Annotated in this window: 12 protein-coding genes; 6 read left to right on the top strand and 6 right to left on the bottom strand. The window is 70.9% G+C overall.

Annotated features, from left to right (window positions below; translation table 11 throughout):
• Nucleotides 1-11: 11 nt before the first annotated feature.
• On the bottom strand, nt 12-986 hold the full coding sequence (locus ASD90_RS13215) for a heme o synthase (RefSeq protein ID WP_369793603.1): 975 nt from the start codon (nt 984-986) through the stop codon (nt 12-14).
• A gap of 189 nt (nt 987-1,175) precedes the next feature.
• Between ASD90_RS13215 and tkt the strand changes: the two genes are divergently transcribed.
• Genes tkt through pgl form a run of 6 tightly spaced genes read left to right on the top strand, consistent with a single transcriptional unit; the run spans nt 1,176 to nt 10,014 of the window.
• Entirely contained in the window at nt 1,176-3,539 is a 2,364-nt protein-coding gene (gene tkt / locus ASD90_RS13220; RefSeq protein ID WP_056757138.1) for a transketolase, read from the top strand.
• Nucleotides 3,540-3,544: 5 nt separating this feature from the next.
• The gene (gene tal, locus ASD90_RS13225; RefSeq protein WP_056757702.1) at nt 3,545-4,657 is read left to right on the top strand and encodes a transaldolase; all 1,113 of its coding nucleotides are present in this window, start codon (nt 3,545-3,547) and stop codon (nt 4,655-4,657) included.
• Nucleotides 4,654-6,294, top strand: coding sequence for a glucose-6-phosphate isomerase (locus ASD90_RS13230; protein WP_056757141.1), 1,641 nt, complete (start codon nt 4,654-4,656; stop codon nt 6,292-6,294). Before tal ends, ASD90_RS13230 begins: the two co-directional genes overlap by 4 nt.
• Nucleotides 6,291-7,832, top strand: coding sequence for a glucose-6-phosphate dehydrogenase (gene zwf, locus ASD90_RS13235; RefSeq protein ID WP_056757144.1), 1,542 nt, complete (start codon nt 6,291-6,293; stop codon nt 7,830-7,832). Before ASD90_RS13230 ends, zwf begins: the two co-directional genes overlap by 4 nt.
• On the top strand, nt 7,829-9,283 hold the full coding sequence (opcA, locus tag ASD90_RS13240; RefSeq protein ID WP_200958619.1) for a glucose-6-phosphate dehydrogenase assembly protein OpcA: 1,455 nt from the start codon (nt 7,829-7,831) through the stop codon (nt 9,281-9,283). Before zwf ends, opcA begins: the two co-directional genes overlap by 4 nt.
• Nucleotides 9,280-10,014, top strand: coding sequence for a 6-phosphogluconolactonase (gene pgl, locus ASD90_RS13245; RefSeq protein ID WP_056757147.1), 735 nt, complete (start codon nt 9,280-9,282; stop codon nt 10,012-10,014). Before opcA ends, pgl begins: the two co-directional genes overlap by 4 nt.
• 132 nt (nt 10,015-10,146) lie before the next feature.
• Here the strand turns inward: pgl and ASD90_RS13250 are convergent, their stop codons facing one another.
• From ASD90_RS13250 to gap, 5 genes are all read right to left on the bottom strand, one after another.
• Nucleotides 10,147-10,497 (bottom strand): RNA polymerase-binding protein RbpA, encoded by a 351-nt coding sequence (locus tag ASD90_RS13250; protein WP_081633871.1) that lies wholly within the window; start codon nt 10,495-10,497, stop codon nt 10,147-10,149.
• A 12-nt stretch (nt 10,498-10,509) separates the two neighbouring features.
• Nucleotides 10,510-10,755 (bottom strand): preprotein translocase subunit SecG, encoded by a 246-nt coding sequence (gene secG, locus ASD90_RS13255; protein WP_020144105.1) that lies wholly within the window; start codon nt 10,753-10,755, stop codon nt 10,510-10,512.
• A gap of 148 nt (nt 10,756-10,903) precedes the next feature.
• A complete protein-coding gene (gene tpiA, locus ASD90_RS13260; RefSeq protein ID WP_056757150.1) occupies nt 10,904-11,716 on the bottom strand; it encodes a triose-phosphate isomerase in 813 nt (270 codons plus the stop codon).
• On the bottom strand, nt 11,716-12,924 hold the full coding sequence (gene pgk, locus ASD90_RS13265) for a phosphoglycerate kinase (RefSeq protein WP_056757152.1): 1,209 nt from the start codon (nt 12,922-12,924) through the stop codon (nt 11,716-11,718). The genes tpiA and pgk overlap by 1 nt, the downstream gene beginning before the upstream one ends.
• A gap of 105 nt (nt 12,925-13,029) precedes the next feature.
• Nucleotides 13,030-14,034 (bottom strand): type I glyceraldehyde-3-phosphate dehydrogenase, encoded by a 1,005-nt coding sequence (gap, locus tag ASD90_RS13270; protein ID WP_056757155.1) that lies wholly within the window; start codon nt 14,032-14,034, stop codon nt 13,030-13,032.
• Between the last annotated feature and the right edge of the window lie 35 nt (nt 14,035-14,069).

The raw sequence follows: 14,069 nt of genomic DNA on the forward strand, positions 1-14,069 counted from the left end.
GCGGGTGCGCGTCAGGAGTAGAACGGCAGCGGCAGGTGCCAGATCGGGTCGAGCGCGACACCCACGAAGAGGACCGTGAGGTACGTGATCGAGAAGTGGAACAGGCGCATGGGCTTGAGGACGTCCTCGGCCGCACCCGCACGCGCCTTCGCGAGGAGGCGGTGCGCCTCGGTGAGGAAGAGCGCCCCCGCGACCACGGCAGCCACGGTGTAGACCCACCCGACGTGTTGGACCGGCACGAGGGCCAGGGACGTCAGGACCATGGCCCACGAGTAGACGACGATCTGCCGTGCCACGACGACGAAGCGCTCGACGACCGGGAGCATCGGCACGTGCGCGGTGGCGTAGTCGTCCTTGTAGCGCATCGACAGCGGCCAGTAGTGCGGCGGCGTCCAGAAGAAGATGACCATGAAGAGGATGAACGCCGACCAGCTGAGCGAGTCGGTCACGGCCGACCATCCGATGAGCACCGGCATGCAGCCCGCGGCCCCGCCCCAGACGATGTTCTGGGCCGTGCGGCGCTTGAGCAGCAGCGTGTAGCCGAAGACGTAGAAGAGCAGTGCCCCGAGGGCGAGCCAGGCACTCAGCCAGTTGACGAGCAGGCCAAGCCACAGGGTCGACCCGACGGCGAGGGCCACCCCGAAGACGAGGGCTCCCCGCGGGCTGACCGTCCCGGTCACCAGCGGACGTCGGCTCGTGCGGTGCATGACCGCGTCGATGTCACGGTCGATGTAGCAGTTGAGGGTGTTGGCCGCGCCCGCCGACAGCGTGCCGCCGACGACGGTCGCGACGACGAGCCACAGGTCGGGCACACCCTGCTCGGCCAGGAACATCACGGGGATCGTCGTGATGAGGAGCAGCTCGATGATCCGGGGCTTCATCAGGGAGACGTACTGTCCGACGAGGAACTTCAGCCCACTGCCGTCCGGACCGTTCAGCGCCGAGAGGTCGGCGCGGGGGTCCACCGTTGTCACTGAGATCCTCACCGCTGGTACGTCGCTCCGACCCGATGGGTACGTGAGCATTGCGTCGCAAGTCTAGACCGTCACCGCCGACGGCCGGCACCGCACCGGCAGTACGCCGTACCGACCGTCGGGCGAGGTGTCGTCCCTCACAGCGCGGGCACTAGGCTCGTGGCCGTACGTGATCAACCTTTGTTGAAGGAGACCCGTTCCGTGCCCACTGCTGCGTCCAGCACCGCCACGAAGGCGAAGAAGCCCACCCGATCCGGCACCACGCGGACGGCGACGACGAAGGGCCTGCTGGCACAGCGCGACCCGGGTCTGCCGCTGCCCGTGGCGAAGAAGGCCGGCTGGAGCGACCTCGACGTCCGCGCGGTCGACACCACGCGCCTTCTCGCCGCCGACGCCGTGCAGAAGGTCGGCAACGGCCACCCTGGCACCGCGATGTCGCTCGCCCCGCTCGCGTACCTGCTCTACCAGAACGTCATGACGCACGACCCCTCCGACCCGGCCTGGCTGGGGCGCGACCGGTTCGTGCTCTCCTGCGGGCACTCGAGCCTGACGCAGTACATCCAGCTCTACCTCAGCGGCTACGGCCTCTCGCTCGACGACCTCAAGTCGCTGCGCACGTGGGGTTCGCTGACCCCCGGCCACCCCGAGGTGCACCACACCCCCGGCGTCGAGATCACGACCGGCCCGCTCGGCTCGGGCCTGGCGTCCGCCGTCGGCATGGCCATGGCCCAGCGCCGCCAGCGCGGCCTCTTCGACCCCGAGGCCGAGCCGGGCACGAGCCCCTTCGACCACCACGTTTACGTCATCGCCTCCGACGGCGACATGCAGGAGGGCGTCTCGCACGAGGCCTGCGCCCTCGCAGGCCACCAGGAGCTCGGCAACCTCACCGTCGTCTACGACGCCAACCAGATCTCCATCGAGGACGACACCGACATCGCGTTCAGCGAGGACGTCGCGGCGCGCTTCGAGGCCTACGGCTGGCACGTCGTGGAGGTCGACTGGCGCAAGGACGCCGACGGCGCCACCTACGTCGAGGACGTCGACGCCCTGCTCGCCGCGATCCGCTCCGGCGACACGGTGACGGACAAGCCGACGCTCGTCGTGCTGCACACCATCATCGCGTGGCCCGCACCGACGAAGCAGAACACCGGCAAGTCGCACGGCTCGGCCCTCGGCGACGAGGAGATCGGCGGCACGAAGGAGCTGCTCGGCTTCGACCCGAAGAAGACGTTCGTCGTCGAGCCCGCCGTCCTCAAGCACGCACGCGACGTCGTCAAGCGGGGCAAGGCCGCGCACCGCGAGTGGGACAAGACGTACAAGGCGTGGCGCAAGGCCAACCCCGACCGCGCGACGCTGCTCGACCGCATCCTCGCCGGGAAGGCCCCGGCCGGTCTGGCCAAGGCCATGCCCACCTTCCCCGCCGACGAGAAGGGCGTCGCGACCCGCGCCGCGTCCGGCAAGGTCCTCACGGCCATCGCCGACGTCATGCCCGAGCTCTGGGGCGGCTCGGCCGACCTCGCCGAGTCCAACAACACGACGATGGAGGGCCAGCCGTCCTTCATCCCCAGCTCGAAGCAGACGTCGACGTGGAAGGGCGGCCCGTTCGGCCGCACGCTGCACTTCGGCATCCGCGAGAACGGCATGGGCATGATCCTCAACGGGATCGCGCTCGAGGGCCTGACCCGTCCCTACGGCGGAACGTTCCTCGTCTTCTCCGACTACATGCGCCCGGCCGTGCGCCTCGCCGCGATCCAGCAGGCACCCGTCACGTACGTCTGGACGCACGACTCCATCGGCCTCGGCGAGGACGGCCCCACGCACCAGCCGATCGAGCACCTCGCCGCCCTGCGCGCCATCCCCGGTCTCGACGTCGTGCGACCCGCCGACGCCAACGAGACCGCGGCCGCCTGGGCGCAGATCCTCACGAACACCGACGGTCCGGCCGCGCTGTGCCTGACCCGCCAGCCCGTCCCGACGTGGGACCGCAAGACCTACGGCAAGGTGAGCGGCGTCGCCAAGGGCGCCTACGTCCTCGTCGAGGAGTCGCGGGCCGGCGACCCCGACGTCGTCATCGTCGCAACGGGTTCCGAGGTGCAGCTGGCGGTCCAGGCCGCCGAGCGCCTCGAGAAGTCCCGCATCGCGACGCGCGTCGTGTCGATGCCCTGCCGGGAATGGTTCGAGAAGCAGACCCGTTCCTACCAGGACAAGGTTCTGCCGCCGGCAGTCCGCGCCCGTGTCAGCGTCGAGGCGGGGATCTCGATGGGGTGGCACGACGTCGTCGGCGACGCCGGGCGCATCGTGAGCATCGAGCACTTCGGCGCGTCCGCCGACCAGGCCACCCTGTACCGCGAGTTCGGCATCACCGCCGACGCGGTCGTCAAGGCGGCGAAGGACTCCATCAAGGCAGCCAAGGGCTCCGCGACGAAGGCCCCGGGGGTCACCGAGACCAACCCGGCGCGCGCCGCCCAGAGCGCGTCCACCACCGTCATGGGTGACGACGCGACGACCGGCAGCGGCAAGGCCGCCGGTGCGGCAGCCGCATCCGCTACGAGCAAGGGGAAGTGACCAGCATGACCAACCCGAACACCCAGGCGCTCTCACAGGCAGGCGTCTCCATCTGGCTCGACGACCTCTCCCGCGAGCTCATCGAGACCGGCAGGATCTCCGAGCTCATCGAGGAGCGCAACGTCGTCGGTGTCACCTCGAACCCCTCGATCTTCCAGGCGGCGCTGTCGAAGGGCGACCGCTACAACGACGACCTGGCCGCCCTGACCAAGGCCGGCAAGGACGTCGAGGAGGTCGTCCACGAGCTGACGACGGAGGACGTCCGCGACGCGTGCGACCTCTTCCTGCCGCTCTACGAGTCGACGCGTGGCGTCGACGGCCGAGTCTCCATCGAGGTCGACCCGCGCCTGGCCCACGACACCGACAAGACGGTCGAGCAGGCGAAGCAGATGCACGGCGACGTGGACCGCCCGAACGTGCTCATCAAGATCCCCGCGACCAAGGCGGGTCTCCCGGCCATCACGGCGACCATCGCCGAGGGCATCAGCGTCAACGTGACCCTGATCTTCTCCCTCGAGCGCTACCGCGCCGTCATGAACGCCTATCTCGAGGGCCTCGAGAAGGCGCACGCGAACGGCCACGACCTGTCGACGATCCACTCGGTCGCCTCGTTCTTCGTCTCCCGCGTCGACACCGAGATCGACAAGCGCCTCGACACCATCGGCACCGACGAGGCCCGTGCCCTCAAGGGCAAGGCCGGACTGGCCAACGCGCGCCTCGCCTACCAGGCCTTCGAGGAGGTCTTCTCGACGCCGCGCTGGGGCTCGCTCGCCGAGGCGGGCGCGAACGTGCAGCGCCCGCTCTGGGCGTCCACCGGCGTCAAGGACCCGGCCTACCCCGACACGATGTACGTCACCGAGCTCGTGGCCGCCGACGTCGTCAACACGATGCCCGGCAAGACGCTCGAGGCGACGGCCGACCACGGCGACATCCACGGCGACACGGTGACCGGCGGCTACGAGCTGGCCGGCAACGTCCTCGACGACCTCGAGGGCGTCGGGGTCTCCTACACCGAGGTCGTCGACCTGCTCGAGACCGAGGGCGTCGACAAGTTCGAGAAGGCGTGGGGTGAGCTGTTGGACGGCGTCACCGCGGAGATGGAGAAGGTGACGGCATGAGCTCGCTGTCCGTCAGCGCATCAGGAGCAGCGGCGGACGCGATCGGGAGGCACGTGCCGAGCCTCGTCGACGACTCCGTCGCGAGCCGCCTCTTCGCCCAGGACCCCACGCTGTGGGGCCCTGACGCCGAGTCCGAGTCGAGCATCCGCCTGTCGTGGGTGGGCCTGCCGCGCTCGTCGCGCCCCCTCGTCGGAGAGATCGCCGCGCTGCGCGAGTCCTTCTCCGAGCAGGGCCTCGACCATGTCGTGCTCTGCGGCATGGGCGGCTCGTCGCTCGCCCCCGAGGTCATCTGCGCGACGGCCGGCAAGCCGCTCGTCGTGCTCGACTCGTCCGACCCCGACTACGTCCGCCGGGCCCTCGGAGACGACCTCGAGCACACCGTGGTCGTCGTCTCGAGCAAGTCCGGCTCCACCGTCGAGACCGACTCGCAGCGGCGCGCCTACGAGCAGGCGTTCACCGACGCCGGCATCGACCCGGCGTCGCGCATCGTCATCGTCACCGACCCCGGCAGCCCGCTCGACCAGGAGTCCCGCGGCAAGGGCTACCGCGTCGTCAACGCCGACCCGAACGTCGGCGGTCGCTACTCCGCGCTGACCGCCTTCGGTCTCGTGCCCAGCGGTCTCGCCGGCGTCGACGTCGAGGCGCTTCTCGACGAGGCCGAGTCCGTCGCCGACCTGCTGGCCGCCGACGACGACGCCAACCCCGGTCTGCGCCTCGGCGCCGCCATGGGGGGCACCGACCCGCTGCGCGACAAGCTCGTCCTCGTCGACGACGGTTCCGGCATCGTCGGGTTCGCCGACTGGGCCGAGCAGCTCATCGCCGAGTCCACGGGCAAGAACGGCACCGGCGTGCTTCCCGTCGTCGCCGGAGGCGAGCAGGACCCCGAGGTGGCCTGGCCTGCGGCCGACGTCACCGTGGTGCGCCTCGTGGCCGCCGACAACGAGTCCGGCCCGGGCGACGACGTCGCCTCGGAGGTACGCGTGGGCGGCGCCCTGGGTGCCCAGCTGCTCCTGTGGGAGGTGGCGACGGCCGTCGCCGGCCGGCTGCTCGGCATCAACCCGTTCGACCAGCCCGACGTCGAGAGCGCCAAGAAGGCCGCTCGGGCCCTGCTCGACCAGGGGACGGGCGCCGCCGCCGACCCTGCCGCGACGGACGGCTCCGTCGAGATCCGATCGCTCGGCGGCTCGGGCGACTGGCTCGGCGACGCGACGACCGTCCCGGCGGCCCTCGACGCGCTCTTCGCCCAGCTCGACCCGCAGCACGGCTACGTCGCCGTCATGGCCTACCTCGACCGGCTCGCCGACGCCGACCTCGCCGAGTGCCGCGTCCCGCTGGCCCGCCGCACCGAGCGTCCGACGACGTTCGGCTGGGGCCCGCGCTTCCTCCACTCGACGGGCCAGTTCCACAAGGGCGGCCCGGCCGTCGGCGTCTACCTCCAGGTGACCACGGCGCCCAAGGAGGACCTCTCGATCCCCGGTCGCGAGTTCACCTTCGGTGACTTCATCGCCTCCCAGGCCGGAGGCGACGCCGCCGTCCTCGCCGAGCACGGTCGCCCCGTCCTCCAGCTGCACCTCACCGACCACGACGCAGGACTCGCTCAGCTGCGCGAAGCGCTGCTGGCAGGAGGACGTGCATGACTCCGGCGCGCATCTCGCACGGGCACAACCCGCTGCGCACCGCCGAGGACAAGCGCCTCCCCCGCATCGCGGGACCGTGTGGTCTCGTGCTGTTCGGCGTGACCGGTGACCTCGCCCGCAAGAAGCTCATGCCGGCGATCTACGACCTCGCCAACCGTGGGCTGCTGCCGCCGGGCTTCTCGCTCGTCGGCTTCGCCCGAAGGGACTGGGCGGCGCAGGACTTCGGCCAGGTCGTCCACGACGCCGTGAAGCAGCACGCCCGCACGCCCTTCAGCGAGGACGTGTGGCGCAACCTCTCCGAGGGCTTCCGGTTCGTGCCCGGCACGTTCGACGACCCCGCGGCGTTCGACCTGCTCGCCAGGACCGTCGACGAGCTCGACATGGACCGCGGCACGGGGGGCAACCACGCCTTCTACCTGTCGATCCCCCCGGGCTTCTTCGCCACCGTGTGCGAGCAGCTCGAGCGGTGCGGCCTGACGACGGCCGAGGGCGACAGCTGGCGACGCGTCATCATCGAGAAGCCCTTCGGCCACGACCTCAAGAGCGCCCAGCAGCTCAACGAGATCGTCGAGGGGGTCTTCCCGCCCGACTCCGTCTTCCGCATCGACCACTACCTCGGCAAGGAGACGGTCCAGAACCTCCTCGCCCTGCGCTTCGCCAACCAGCTCTTCGAGCCGGTGTGGAACGCCAACTACGTCGACCACGTGCAGATCACGATGGCCGAGGACATCGGCATCGCGGGTCGCGCCGGCTACTACGACGGCATCGGCGCCGCGCGCGACGTCATCCAGAACCACCTGCTCCAGCTCCTCGCGCTCACGGCGATGGAGGAGCCGGTCTCCTTCGACGCCAAGGACCTTCGCGCCGAGAAGGAGAAGGTGCTCTCGGCGGTCCGCCTCCCCGCGGACCTCGACAAGGGCGCCGCACGTGGGCAGTACGCCGGTGGCTGGCAGGGTGCCGAGGAGGTCGTCGGCTACCTCCAGGAGGACGGCGTCGACCCGAAGTCGGTCACCGAGACCTTCGCCGCGGTGACCCTCGAGGTCGACACCCGCCGATGGGCCGGCGTCCCCTTCTACCTGCGCACCGGCAAGCGACTCGGCAAGCGCGTCACCGAGATCGCCGTCGTCTTCAAGCGCGCGCCGCACCTGCCCTTCGAGCACACGGCGACGGAGGAGCTCGGCCAGAACGCCATCGTCATCCGGGTCCAGCCCGACGAGGGCGTCACCATCCGCTTCGGCTCCAAGGTGCCCGGCGCGCAGATGGAGGTCCGCGACGTCACGATGGACTTCGGCTACGGCTCGTCGTTCACCGAGGCCTCGCCAGAGGCGTACGAACGCCTCATCCTCGACGTGCTGCTCGGTGAGCCGCCGCTCTTCCCGCGGCACGAGGAGGTCGAGTCGTCCTGGCGGATCCTCGACCCGCTCATGAAGCACTGGGCCAAGTCGGGCAAGCCCGAGCAGTACCCCGCGGGGACGTGGGGGCCGCCCTCGGCCGACGAGATGCTCGAACGCGACGGACGTACGTGGAGGATGCCGTGATCCGCGACCTGACCGACACCACGACCACCGGCATCAGCAAGATGCTGGTGCGCCTGCGCAACGAGGTCGGCGCGATGGCGCTGGGCCGGGTGCTGACGCTCGTCGTCGTCGTCGAGGACACCGACGCCGGCAACGCCATCGACATCGCCAACCAGGCCAGCCGCCAGCACCCGTGCCGCATCGTCGTCGTCATCTCGGGAGACCGTCGTGGCAAGAACCGCCTCGACGCCCAGATCCGCCTCGGCGGTGACGCCGGTGCGAGCGAGATCGTCGTGCTGCGGCTCTACGGCGCACTGGCCAACCACGGCCCGAGCGTCGTCGTGCCGCTGCTGCTGCCCGACTCCCCGATCGTGGCCTGGTGGCCCGGCGAGGCGCCGGCCGACGTCGCCAAGGACCCCATCGGGGCGATGGCGCAGCGCCGGATCACCGACGCCGCCGAGCACCGCAACCCGCGGCTCATGCTCAAGAAGCGTGCGGCGAACTACGCCCCCGGCGACACCGACCTCGCGTGGACACGCCTCACCCGGTGGCGCGGCCTGCTGGCCGCGGCGCTCGACCAGCCGCCCTACGAGCCGATCACCGGCGCCGTCGTCAGCGGCGCTCCGGACTCCCCGTCGTCCGACCTGCTGGCGGGCTGGCTCTCGCGACGGCTGCGGGTGCCCGTGCACCGGGTCTCCACCCCACGCGGTTCGGGCATCAGCTCGGTCCGTCTCGAGCGCAAGAGCGGCCCCATCGACCTCGTGCGCCCCGGCGACGTCGTCGCGACGCTCTCGCAGACCGGCCAGCCCGACCGTCGGATCAGCCTGCCCCGGCGCGAGCTTCCCGAGTGCCTCGCCGACGAGCTGCGACGCCTCGACCCCGACGACGCCTACGAGGACGCCCTGCTGCACGGCATCCAGGCGCTCCAGCCGGTGCGTCTCACCGCCGCCGCCGCGGCCAAGGCGGGCAAGGCCCCGGACCCCGCCGCGTCGCGTCGACTCGCTGCCCGGCTCGGCCGGGACGAGTCCGCGCAGGAGGCCAGCGCGATGATCACCGCTCCCCCGGCGCCCGAGCACGCCGAGACCGCCGACGTGCACGCGGCGACGGTCCGCAAGCTCGCCGGCAAGCGCACCCCCCGCGAGAAGCAGGCCGCCAAGGCCCGCAAGAACTCTGACGCGACGTCGTCGACCCCGACCGGCGGCGAGACGACCTCGGGCACGGCGGCGACGAAGAGCGCCCCGGCCACGTCGGGGTCCGCGGCGAAGCGGTCGACGGCCAAGCGGGCGAGCACCGGGCGTGCGGGGGCGAAGGCCGCCGCGACCAGGACCTCGGCGACCAAGGCCGTCGCGAAGAAGACCGCGACGCGCACCACCGCGGGCACGCGCAAGGCCTCGGCCAGGAAGTCCACCACGCCCACGGCCACGAAGGCCTCCGCCACGAACGCGACGGCGAGCGGGACGGCCACCTCGTGAGCGGCGAACCGCGGGTGGTCGTCCACCCGGACAAGCAGTCCCTGGCCGACGCTGCAGCCGCTCGGCTCGTCACGGCGGTGATCGACGCGCAGACCCGCAACCCCGAGGCCCAGGTGGCCCTGACCGGCGGGTCCATGGGCTCGGCGGTCATCGCCTCCGTCCTGAGGACCCCGGGTCGCACGGCCGTCGACTGGTCACGGGTCCGGGTCTGGTGGGGCGACGAGCGCTACCTCCCGGCCGGTGACCCCGACCGCAACGACACCCAGAACGACGAGGCCGGTCTCAGCGCGCTGGGACTCGACCCCGCGAAGGTGCACCGGGTGGCCGGCCCCGACGTCTCGCAGAGCGCCGAAGCCAGCGCGGAGGCCTACGGCCAGACCATCCGCGAGCACGGCCAGAAGACCTGGGACGTCGTGCTGTTCGGCGTGGGTCCGGACGGTCACGTGGCCTCGCTCTTCCCCCACCACCCCGCCCAGCGGCTCACCGACGCCATCGCCGTCGCCGTGCACGACTCGCCGAAACCGCCACCGGACCGGGTGAGCCTCACCTTCGAGTGCTTCGAGCGCTCGCACGAGGTGTGGTTCCTCGTCTCCGGGGCCGACAAGGCCGAGGCGGTCCGGGCCGCCCTGGCCCCCGGAGCGGACCGCTGGGACGTCCCGGCGGCCGGCCCGGTGGGCACCGACGCGACGCTGTGGCTGCTCGACGCAGACGCGGCGTCGGAACTCGACTGACCGACGGCCGCGGCAGGGCGTCAGCCCCGGCGACGGCATACGCCGGCGGACGGCACGCGACACGACGAAGGGCCCGGGAGGATCTCCCGGGCCCTTCGTCGTCAGGTCGCCCCAGTGGGGCGACCCGTCAGCTCACTGGATGAGGCCGCGCTCGCGCAGGGTGCTGAGGGCCTCGTCGAGGATGGCGGCACCGTCGGCGTCGCTGCGACGCTCCTTCACGTAGGCGAGGTGCGTCTTGTAGGGCTCGACCTTCGGCGGGGCCGGAGGGTTGTCCTTGTCCTGACCGGCAGGGAAGCCGCAGCGCGGGCAGTCCCACGTCTCGGGCAGGACCATGCCGGGCTCCTCGGCGAAGCTCGGACGCGTCTCGTGCCCGTTGGAGCACCAGTAGGAGATGTGGACCCGAGGGGCGGCGTCGCCGCGCTCGGCCTCGCCCATGGGGCCGGCGCCGACCCTGCTTCCACGAATGGCGTTACCGCTGGCCATCTGTCCGTCCTCTCAGCTCGCGAAACGGGCCAGGAGGCCCAGACCGATGATCGCCGTCGCCCACACGAGCGCCACGGCCACCGTGAAGCGGTCGAGGTTGCGCTCGGCGACCGATGAGCCACCGAGCGACGTGGACATGCCCCCGCCGAACATGTCGGACAGGCCGCCACCCTTGCCCTTGTGCAGCAGGATGAAGAGGGTCAGGACCATGCTGGACAGCACCAGCAGGACCTGAAGCACGATGCGAACCGCATCCACGTGGTCACTCCAAATCGTCGGGATCTCGGGGGTCGTCGGGCCGGTCGGCCACTCCCCCGCGTGTTCCGGGGCTCGGGCAAGGATACCTGCCCGAGTGCCCATCGGCCGAACGGCCCCGGTCGGGGTCCGCCCGGCCGGGGGGAACGGCTCAGGACGTGGCGAGGTGGTCGCGGTAGCGACAGATCGACGCGAACTCCGTCGGGTCGATCGACGCACCACCCACGAGGGCGCCGTCGACGTCCTCCTGGGCCATGATCGCCGCGATGTTGCCCGCCTTGACGCTGCCGCCGTAGAGCACGCGTACGCCGTCGGCGACGTCGCCGCTGTAGAGCTCGGCGAGCAGCGTGCGGATGGCTGCACACACCTCCTGCGCGTCGTCGGGGGTCGCGACCTCGCCGGTGCCGATGGCCCAGATCGGCTCGTAGGCGATGACGACCGACTCGGCCTGCTCCTTGGTCACCCCGTCGAGGTTCTCGCGCAGCTGGGCGAGCACGTGCTCGACCTGGCGACCCTCCTTGCGCACGTCGAGCGCCTCGCCGCAGCAGAGGATCGGCGTGAGGCCGTGGGCGTAGGCCGCCTTGACCTTGGCGCCCACGACGGCGTCGGTCTCGCCGTGGCCCTCGCGTCGCTCGCTGTGGCCGACGGCGACGTACGTGCACCCGAGCTTGGCGAGGAAGGCGCCGGAGATGTCACCGGTGTAGGCGCCCGACGTGTGCGGCGACAGGTCCTGCGCGCCGTACCTGAGGTCGAGCTTGTCGCCCTCGACGAGGGTCTGCACCGAGCGCAGGTCGGTGAACGGCGGCAGCACCGCGACCTCGACGGCCGCGTGGTCGTGCTTCGCGTCGCGCAGGGTCCAGTCGAGCTTCTGCACGAGGTGCGTCGCCTGGAGGTGGTCGAGGTTCATCTTCCAGTTGCCGGCCATGAGCGGCACGCGTCCGACCGGCTTGGTGTCCTTCGCCATCAGGCGTCGCCCTCCTCGAGCACGGTGAGTCCGGGCAGCTCCTTGCCCTCGAGGTACTCGAGGCTGGCGCCGCCACCGGTGGAGATGTGGCCGAAGTCGGAGTCGGCGAAACCGAGCTGTCGCACCGCGGCTGCCGAGTCGCCGCCGCCCACGACGGTCAGGGCTCCCTGGGCGGTGATCTCGACGAGCGCCTGCGCGAGGGCCTTGGTGCCGGCGGCGTAGGGCCCCATCTCGAAGGCACCCATCGGGCCGTTCCAGAAGACGGTGCGGCAGTCGGCGAGCTTCTCGGCGAAGAGCGCGCTCGACGCGGGCCCGATGTCGAGGCCCATGCGGTCGGCCGGGATCGCGTCGGCCGCGACGACCTCGTGGGCCGCGTCGGCGCTGAACGCGTCGGCCGCGACGACGTCGACGGGCAGGACGATCTCGACACCCTCCTTCTCGGCACGGTCGAGGTAGCCCTTGACGGTGTCGATCTGGTCAGCCTCGAGCAGGCTCTTGCCGACCTCGTGCCCCTGGGCGGCGAGGAAGGTGAAGACCATTCCGCCGCCGACGATGAGGCGGTCCGCGGTGCCGAGCAGGTTGCCGATGACGCCGAGCTTGTCGGACACCTTCGCGCCGCCGAGGACGACGGCATACGGCCGCTCGGGGTCCCGGGTCAGGCGACGCAGCACGTCCACCTCGGTCGACACGAGGTCGCCCGTGGCGTGCGGCAGCAGGCGCGCGACGTCATAGACCGACGCCTGCTTGCGGTGCACGACCCCGAAGCCGTCGGAGACGAAGACGTCTGCGAGAGAAGCGAGCTCGCCCGCGAACTCGGCTCGCTCGTCGTCGGTCTTGGCGGTCTCACCGGCATTGAAGCGGAGGTTCTCGAGGAGCAGGACCTGCCCGTCCTCCAGCGCAGCCGCCTTGGCCCTCGCGTCGTCGCCGACGGTGTCCTCGGCGAAGACGACGTCGCTGCCGAGCACCTCGCCGAGCCGCTTCGCGACCGGGGCGAGGGAGTACTTCGCCTCGGGGGCACCCTTGGGGCGTCCGAGGTGCGCGCAGACGATCACGCGGGCGCCGGCGTCGGCCAGACCCTTGATCGTCGGGGCCGAAGCGCGGATGCGGCCGTCGTCGGTGATCGTCGAGCCGTCGAGCGGCACGTTGAGGTCGGACCGGACGAGGACGCGCTTGCCGCGCAGGTCCCCGAGGTCGCTGGTGGTCTTCACGCGGGATGCCTCTTCGTCAGTTGGGAGTGGGGCCGGGCACGGGTGACATGGGTGCGGCCACCGCCCGGGCGCTCCGGAGAGCACCGAGGGCGGTGGCCGAGTGGCTCAGAGGGACTGACCGACGAGCGCGACGAGGTCGACGAGGCGGTTGGAGTAGCCCCACTCGTTGTCGTACCAGCCGACGACCTTGACCTGGTTGCCGATGACCTTGGTGAGGCCGGCGTCGAAGATGCAGGAGGCCGGGTCGGTCTCGATGTCCTTGGAGACGATCTCGTCCTCGGTGTAGACGAGGAAGCCCTTCATCGGGCCCTCGGCGGCGGCCTTGACGGCGGCGTTGACCTCTTCGACGGTTGTCTCGCGACCGGCCTCGAAGGTCAGGTCGGTGGCCGAGCCGGTCGGCACCGGGACGCGCAGCGCGTAGCCGTCTAGCTTGCCCTTGAGCTCGGGCAGCACGAGGGCGACGGCCTTGGCGGCACCGGTCGTGGTCGGGACGATGTTGAGGGCGGCGGCACGGGCCCGGCGGAGGTCCTTGTGCGGCGCGTCCTGGAGGTTCTGGTCCTGGGTGTAGGCGTGGATCGTCGTCATGAGGCCCTTGACGATGCCGAACTCGTCGTTGAGGGCCTTGGCCATCGGCGCGAGGCAGTTCGTCGTGCACGAGGCGTTGGAGATGACCGTGTGGGCGGCCGGGTCGTAGAGCTCGTGGTTGACGCCCATCACGATCGTGATGTCCTCGTTCTTGGCCGGGGCCGAGATGATGACCTTCTTGGCGCCACCGTCGATGTGCGCCTTGGCCTTCTGGGCGTCGGTGAAGAAGCCGGTGGACTCGACGATGATGTCGGCGCCGACGCCGGCCCAGTCGATGTTGGCGGGGTCGCGCTCCTCGAAGACCCGGATGGCCTTGCCGTCGACGATGATCGACGTGTCGTCGTAGGTGACCTCACCGGGGAAACGGCCCAGGATCGAGTCGTACTTGAGCAGGTGGGCGAGGGTCTTGTTGTCCATGAGGTCGTTGGTTGCCACGACCTCGATGTCGGCTCCGGACGCCACGATGGCGCGGAAGAAGTTGCGGCCGATGCGGCCAAAGCCGTTGATACCAACGCGAACGGTCACTGCTGTGCACCTCTTCGGTGAGACTGTGTATCGGA

Origin of the sequence: Terrabacter sp. Root181, from assembly GCF_001428505.1 — a bacterium.
GTDB lineage: Bacteria > Actinomycetota > Actinomycetes > Actinomycetales > Dermatophilaceae > Terrabacter.